This is a genomic window from Streptomyces xantholiticus (genome assembly GCF_014651015.1).
In the GTDB taxonomy this organism is placed as follows: Bacteria; Actinomycetota; Actinomycetes; order Streptomycetales; family Streptomycetaceae; genus Streptomyces; species Streptomyces xantholiticus.
Window position 1 is genome coordinate 1 of the sequence record NZ_BMWB01000058.1, and the last position, 6331, is coordinate 6331.

6 protein-coding genes are annotated in these 6331 nt (G+C 73.6%); 3 read left to right on the plus strand and 3 right to left on the minus strand.

Translation table 11 applies throughout. The features are described 5' to 3' along the window. Nucleotides 1–62 precede the first annotated feature (62 nt). A complete protein-coding gene (locus IE198_RS34550; RefSeq protein WP_189894008.1) occupies nt 63–1067 on the minus strand; it encodes a peptidoglycan-binding domain-containing protein in 1005 nt (334 codons plus the stop codon). Between the two features lie 960 nt (nt 1068–2027). Between IE198_RS34550 and IE198_RS34555 the strand changes: the two genes are divergently transcribed. Further along, entirely contained in the window at nt 2028–4097 is a 2070-nt protein-coding gene (locus tag IE198_RS34555) for an MDR family MFS transporter (protein ID WP_189894011.1), read from the plus strand. Nucleotides 4098–4124: 27 nt separating this feature from the next. Here the strand turns inward: IE198_RS34555 and IE198_RS34560 are convergent, their stop codons facing one another. Beyond that, nucleotides 4125–4604, minus strand: coding sequence for a GNAT family N-acetyltransferase (locus IE198_RS34560; RefSeq protein ID WP_189894013.1), 480 nt, complete (start codon nt 4602–4604; stop codon nt 4125–4127). Between the two features lie 115 nt (nt 4605–4719). Here IE198_RS34560 and IE198_RS34565 point away from each other — a divergent pair, with 115 nt between their 5' ends. After that, nucleotides 4720–5367 carry a hypothetical protein gene (locus tag IE198_RS34565; protein ID WP_189894015.1) on the plus strand — a complete coding sequence of 216 codons (648 nt, stop codon included), beginning with the start codon at nt 4720–4722 and terminating at the stop codon, nt 5365–5367. Beyond that, nucleotides 5367–5828, plus strand: coding sequence for a hypothetical protein (locus tag IE198_RS34570; RefSeq protein ID WP_189894017.1), 462 nt, complete (start codon nt 5367–5369; stop codon nt 5826–5828). The genes IE198_RS34565 and IE198_RS34570 overlap by 1 nt, the downstream gene beginning before the upstream one ends. A 47-nt stretch (nt 5829–5875) precedes the next feature. Here IE198_RS34570 and IE198_RS34575 read toward each other — a convergent pair whose 3' ends face one another. Further along, nucleotides 5876–6208, minus strand: a complete 333-nt coding sequence (locus IE198_RS34575) for an antibiotic biosynthesis monooxygenase family protein (protein ID WP_100106934.1) — start codon at nt 6206–6208, stop codon at nt 5876–5878. Between the last annotated feature and the right edge of the window lie 123 nt (nt 6209–6331).

Below are 6331 nucleotides of genomic sequence, written 5' to 3' on the forward strand. Positions count from 1 at the left end.
ACCGCCGAAGAAATCCTCGAATCCCTCGCCCGCTTCTGCCGACGGATCTCCGGCGCAGGACACTAGCTCGTCTCGGCCTCCAGAGCGCGGCGAGTATGAGGCCCGTAGACACCCAGCGGATCGCGGTCGATGCCCCGGTCCCACTGGTAGAGCTTGACGGCCTGCTCCACGTCCTCGTCGAACCGTCCGTCGGCCTCGTCGTGCGGGTACAGCTCCAACTGCCTCAGCCGCAGCTGGAGCTCGGCCACCGCCGGGCCGCTGTCGCCGCGCCGCAGTGTGCCGCCGCCGCCCGGTCGCTGCGACGGAGCCTCCGACACCGTGCCCGTGGCCTGCGCCGTCGACGGCGGGACGGAGGGGGCGGCGGGCGCGTCGGCGCTGCCCGGCGCCGCACTCGGTGTTGCCCGCGACGGCGTAGGAGAGGGCGAGGCGGACGGGGACGCGGATGCCGACGCGGACGGCGCGGCGGACGCGGACGCGGTGGGGGAGACGCTCTCCGAGGGCGCGTCCGGCTCCCCGCTGGCGCTCGGTGCGCTGCTGCGGGTGTCCGGCGGCAGGGCGCGGTCCCGCTCGTCGCCGCCGGAGAACAGACCACCGGCGAACGCGGCCGTTCCCGCCACGGCGAGGGCCGCCGCCCCGACGACGATCCCCGCGAACGCACGGCCTCGGGGGCGGGGTTGCGCCCCGGGATCGGCGACGTACAACTCGAGCTCGTCCGGGACGTCGGGCACCGGCCCGCCCCCGCCGACCCGAACGGTGATGTCCCCGACCGTGGCCGCGGCGCTCCCGGTTCGGGTGTCACCCGGCGCGGCGGGCGGCGGCATCGGCCCCGGCGGGCCGCCGCCTTGGTACTCCTCCCGGTGGGCGGTGCCCGCTCCGGAGTCGGCAGGCCCGTGGCCGGCCGCACCCGGGTTCCCCAGCGGCGGGAGCACGGTTGTCTCTGCTCCCGGCACGGGTGCGGCCGCCTGGGTGCCCGGCGCGGGCGTCCCGTCCCCCACCGGCGCGAATCCGCCCCGGTGGGCGGCGGGGTGGGCGTGCCCGCCGCCTGCGGTCCCGCCCGGCGCACTCACGGTCTGCGGCGTTGTCGGCGCCCCGTCCGCGTACGGGGCGAACCCGTCCGAGGGCGTGGGGCGCCCCGGCTCGGCTCCCGCGCCGGGTCCGGCCGCGCCAGGATGCCGGGGCAGAGGCAGCGTATCGGGGCCGGGCCCGGCCCCGCCCGCAGCGTCCGGCAGGGTTGCCGGCCCCACGCCCGGCGCGGCCGGCAGCGGTGCCGGTCCCGCGCCCGGCAGGTGTCCTGGTCCTGCGGTCGGCGTGGCCGGCAGCGGTGCCGGTCCCGCGCCCGGCAGGTGTCCTGGTCCTGCGGTCGGCGTGGCCGGTATGGGTCCTGGTCCGATGCCCGCCGCGCCCGGCAGGGGTCCTGGTCCTGCGGTCGGCGTGGCCGGCAGCGGTCCTGGTCCTGCGGTCGCCGCGCTCGGCAGCGGTCCTGGACCGATGCCCGCCGCGGCCGGTAGGGGCCCTGGTGCCGTGCCCGCCGTGCCCGGCAGCGGTGCCGGCCCCGCGGTCGGCGCGCTTGCCGCGCCCGCCGGATGCGTCGCCACCGGCGCCAAGTCCGCGAAGGGGGCGGACCCGTCCGGGGACGCGGCGGGGCCCGGCCCGGTCGCCGGGTCCCCGGACGCTTCGGCGTCCTCCTGCAGGCTCTTCAGCGTCACGTACGGTCTGATCCGCAGTGGATCGAAGTTCTCCGCCGCCGCGATGTCCGCATCGCGTTCAGCCCGCAGCGCGGCCCCCACGCGCTCCGCGCAGTTGCAGCCCGGTGCGGCGCTGCCGTCCCGGTTGCGCGGTCTGGCGCACTCCGGGCATCTGCTTCCGGTCATTGCCGGTCCCCTCCCCATCGAATGCCGCCGATTATGCAGCCGTCCCATGCGACACCCAACGCCCCATCGGCCTCAGCACGTCTCTCGGCAGGCCATACGCGGACAGACCCACCACGATGGGACGGAACAGTGCGCCACCGGACCGAGGAGATCGGCATGGCCCAGGAAGTGAGCACCGCGCAGGCGGGGGCCGTCCCCGAGGGGCAGGACCGGCGGACCGTCCTCGTAGCCATCGGCGCGCTGCTGCTGGGAATGCTGCTCGCCGCCCTCGACCAGACGATCGTCGCCACCGCGCTGCCCACGATCGTCAGCGAGCTCGGCGGCATGGACCATCTGTCCTGGGTGGTCACCGCCTACATGCTGGCCTCGACCGCCGCCACCCCGCTGTGGGGCAAACTCGGCGACCAGTACGGCCGCAAGAAGCTCTTCCAGACGGCCGTCGTCGTCTTCCTCATCGGCTCCGCCCTGTGCGGCATCGCCCAGAACATGCCCCAGCTGATCGCCTTCCGCGCGATCCAGGGACTCGGCGGCGGTGGGCTGATGGTCCTGTCGATGGCGATCGTCGGCGACCTCGTACCGCCCCGCGAACGCGGCAAGTACCAGGGGCTGTTCGGCGCGGTCTTCGGCGCCACGAGCGTCCTCGGGCCGCTCCTCGGCGGCTTCTTCACCGAACACCTGACCTGGCGCTGGGTCTTCTACGTCAACCTGCCCATCGGCGTCGTCGCGCTGTTCGTCATCGCCGCCGTACTGCACATCCCGGTAGGGCAGACCCGGCACACCATCGACTACCTCGGCACCTTCCTCATCGCCTCCGCCGCCACCTGCTTCGTGCTCGTCGCCTCCCTCGGCGGCACGACCTGGGCCTGGGGGTCGGCACAGATCATCGCGCTGGCCGTGCTCGGAGCCGTGCTCCTGATCGCGTTCGTCGCGGTCGAACGCAAGGCGGCCGAACCGGTGCTGCCGCTGAAGCTGTTCCGGATCCGGACGTTCACGCTCGTCGCCGTGATCAGCTTCGTGATCGGCTTCGCCATGTTCGGCGCGATGACCTACCTGCCGACGTTCCTCCAGGTCGTCCAGGGCGTCTCGCCGACCATGTCCGGTGTGCACATGCTGCCGATGGTGTTCGGCCTGCTGATCACGTCCACCGCGTCCGGGCAGATCGTCAGCCGCACCGGCCGCTGGAAGGTCTTCCCCATCCTGGGCACCGCGGTCACGGCACTCGGACTGCTGCTGCTCCACCAGCTCGAGCAGGCCGGCTCCACCTGGCAGATGAGCGTGTACTTCTTCGTCTTCGGTGCGGGACTCGGCCTCGTCATGCAGGTGCTCGTCCTCGTCGTCCAGAACGCCGTCGGCTACGAGGACCTGGGCGTCGCCACCTCCGGTGCGACGTTCTTCCGCTCCATCGGTGCCTCCTTCGGCGTCGCGATCTTCGGCACGATCTTCACCAACCGTCTGGAACACAAGCTCACCGACGCCCTCGCCGGGCAGCAGGTCCCGCCCGGGGCCGGGCCCGCGGAGCTGGCCGCCGACCCGCGTGCCATCGCCGAGCTGCCTGCCGACCTGCGTCCGTCGGTGCTCCAGGCGTACTCCACGGCCATCACCGACGTCTTCCTGTACGCCGTTCCGGTCGTCGCGCTCGCCCTCCTCATCGCCTGGTTCCTCAAGGAGGACAAGCTGCGCGCCTCCGTGACCGCCCCCGACCCGACGGAGACGCTGGCCTCCAACCCGGTGGAGCGCTCCTCCCACGACGAGGTCGCACGCGCGCTGTCGGTGCTCGGCTCCCGCGAGGGCAGGCGGCACATCTACGAGAAGATCACCGAACGGGCCGGTTACGACCTGCTGCCCGCCTCCAGCTGGCTGCTGCTGCGCATGAAGCGCCACGGCGCCGTCGAACCGGCCCTGCTCGCCGAAGTCACCCCCGTACCGCTGCGCTCGATCACAGAGGCCACCCGCGAGGTGGAGGGACGTGGCCTCGCCCGCCGTGAGGGCCTCGGCCTGATGCTCACCGGCAGGGGAGAGGGGGTGGCCGGACGGCTGTCGCAGGCGCGCGAGGGCTCGCTGGCGGAGCTGCTCGGCGATTGGTGGGGTCCGGACCGGCCGACCGACCTCGTCCAACTGGTCCACGAGCTCAATCTGGAGCTGTGCGGCTCCGACGACGAACGGCCGCACAGCCCGGAGCCGCACCGCGACCACGAGGCCCCGCACCGCGGCCGCCACGTCGTCTGACCGCCCGGATCCGGCCGAGCCGACGGCTCACAGGTCCTTGCCGTACCAGATCTCCATGTACGGCCCCGTGCAGTACGCCGGAATCTCCGCGTAGCCGTGCCGGACGTACAGCGCACACGCCTCGACCAGGTCCAGGCGGGTGTTGAGCACCATTCGGCCGGCGCCGAGTACGCGGGCCTCCTGCTCCAGCGTCTCCATCAGCAGCCCCGCACCCCCCAGACCGCGGAAGTCGTGCCGCAGGAACACCCGGGTGAGTTCGGCGCGCCCCCCGTCCAGCATCAGCACCCCACCGCAGGCCGCCGCCTCATCGCCGTAACGGCCCACGACGAACCGGCCCGTCGGCGGCGTCAGGCGCCGGGCGCCGTCGCCGGTGAGCCCCTCGTCGACCTCCTCGGTGGTCGCCGGCCGGCCCCAGTAGCGGCTCGCCACATCGTGGTAGTACGCGCGCCGCAGCGCGGTGGCGTCGGGGGTGTCGAAGGGCTCGGGGGCCATGGTCCACGCGGTCATGGTCCCTCTGTATCCGGCGCGCTCGCTGTTTGGCCAACCATTTCCCGGTTACTCGCAGCAATGCACGCTCGCGAACAGCGAGCGTCCGCCCAGGGTCAGACCCGGAAGGTGAGTCATGTCAACACTGACCACAGTTCTGATCGTCGTCGCGGTGGTCGTGGTCCTCCTGACCATCGCCGGCGCGCTCCACACACGCCGCCGAAGCGGACAAACCGGCGGCCGGCGGGCACTGCGCCGACGCTTCGGACCCGAGTACGACCGGGTCCTCGCCCGCCACGACGGCGACGCCAAGGCGGCGGACCGCGAACTCCACGACCGCGTCCGGCGCCACGGAGACCTCACGCCCCGGCCGCTCGCGCCCGGCGTGCGCGAACAGTACGACGCCGAATGGGCCGCCGTGCAGGAACGCTTCGTCGACTCCCCGCGCAGGGCGGTCGCCGATGCGGACCAGCTCCTCGGCCGCCTCGCCGGTGACCGCGGCTTTCCCGCCGCCGGCCGTTACGAGGAGCAGCTCGCTGCCCTCTCCGTCCACCACCCCCGCCACATCGAGGGCTACCGCGAGGTGCACCGCGCCGCACGCGCCGACTCCGAACCCGGTACGGAGGGCCTTCGCGAGGCGATGGTCGACGCCCGCGACCTGTTCGACGACCTGGTCGCCGACCGCGCCGTCGACCACGGCCGCCACCGGCACGGGCACGGGCACGGACAGGGGAACGGGCACCGGCGAGGGCACATGCTGCGGCCACGGGGGAGCGGCGTGTGATGCGGCACCAGCAGCGTGAGGACCTGCCCCCGACTGCCGTCCCGCCCGGTACCTTCGGCGACGCGGGTGAAACCCACGCCCCCGCCGCGCCGAGCGGGCGGGACGGCAAGCAGGCCGAACGCAGCGCGTCCCACTCGGCCCGCCCCGGGCCGGTGGACGAGCCGCTGCGGCCGGTCCTCGACCCGGGCGCGGCCCCGCTGCTGCCCCAGGACGAACGCGCCCGGCTCGAACAGCGCCTGCATCGCGCGGTGGCCGGCTTCGTGGACGACCCGCACCGGGCCGTCGCGGAAGCGGCCGAGATCCTCGACGACACCGGCGACCGGCTCACCGCGTCCCTCGCGGAACACCGGCAGACGCTGCGTGCCTCAGCGGATGCGGGCGCGGACAAGGACGACACGGAGGAGCTGCGGCTCGCGCTGCAGAGGTACCGCGAGGTGACGGAGCGGCTGTTGCGGTTCTGACCGTCGGTCCCGGCCGGTCGTCCGATCGGGCCGGCCGGGCCGGTCGGTCAGGCCTTGGGCGCGGCCTGCTGAACGACCTCGAACGACCACACCGTGGACCCGGTGGCGGCGGGCTTGGGACGCTCGCCGCCACCGCCCTGCGCGGCGCCGCCCTGGTGTGCGGCCTTCATCGGCCCCTCCATCCACGCCTGGAACGCGGCCTCGTCACGCCAGCGCGTGTACACCAGGTACTGGTCGGTCCCCTCCACGGGCCGCAGCAGCTCGAACCACTCGAACCCGTCGGAACTCTCCACGGTGCCGGCACGGGAGGCGAAGCGCTTCTCGAGGACGTCGCGCTGGTCGGCGGGGACGGTGAGGACATTGATCTTCACGATGCTCATGGCACCATCTTCCCGCACCGGGCCTTTCCCGGGGCTCCGCCCCGGTCCTCGCTCCACGGGGGGTGCCTCTATGTCCTTCGTCAAGGCGCCCCTGTCGGGTTTGGGGTGGTTGGGGTTATGCGG

Excerpts from the sequence above, each read along its gene's own strand:
- IE198_RS34565 (WP_189894015.1), top strand. The coding sequence starts at position 4,720 with ATGTCAACACTGACCACAGTTCTGATCGTCGTCGCGGTGGTCGTGGTC.
- IE198_RS34555 (WP_189894011.1), top strand. The coding sequence starts at position 2,028 with ATGGCCCAGGAAGTGAGCACCGCGCAGGCGGGGGCCGTCCCCGAGGGG.
- IE198_RS34560 (WP_189894013.1), bottom strand. The coding sequence starts at position 4,604 with ATGACCGCGTGGACCATGGCCCCCGAGCCCTTCGACACCCCCGACGCC.
- IE198_RS34575 (WP_100106934.1), bottom strand. The coding sequence starts at position 6,208 with ATGAGCATCGTGAAGATCAATGTCCTCACCGTCCCCGCCGACCAGCGC.
- IE198_RS34570 (WP_189894017.1), top strand. The coding sequence starts at position 5,367 with ATGCGGCACCAGCAGCGTGAGGACCTGCCCCCGACTGCCGTCCCGCCC.